We start from the raw sequence: 369 nt of genomic DNA on the forward strand, positions 1-369 counted from the left end.
ATTGCCCTTCAGGGCAAAGCTAAAACAGGCTATCCCCGCGTGTCCCGCGGTTCTTTTTTTATCCGGTTACGGATCTTTTCTGTGCTATTATGCACATTTTTTATATATTCTTTTTCCTTCTTTCAGAATATTGACCGCCGCATTCACATCCCGGTCCATCCGGTTTCCACATTCGCATAGGTATATCCGTTCTGATAATACCAGCTCTTTCTTCTTATGTCCGCATACGCTGCATATCTTACTGGATGCAAAATATCTGTCTACTTTTATCAGATATTTTCCACGTTCTTCCAGCTTATATCCAAGCATGGAAAGGAACTGACCGTATCCGTTATCCTGTATCCCTTTTCCGAAATGCAGGCCTCCGGC

At 43.4% G+C, this 369-nt stretch carries 1 protein-coding gene; it reads right to left on the reverse strand.

Annotated features, from left to right (window positions below):
• Positions 1 to 87: 87 nt before the first annotated feature.
• A partial coding sequence (locus G4417_RS16640) for a zinc ribbon domain-containing protein (protein WP_173717710.1) occupies positions 88 to 369 on the reverse strand: 282 nt, incomplete at its 5' end.

It is taken from the genome of Blautia wexlerae (genome assembly GCF_013300825.1).
GTDB lineage: Bacteria > Bacillota > Clostridia > Lachnospirales > Lachnospiraceae > Blautia_A > Blautia_A wexlerae_B.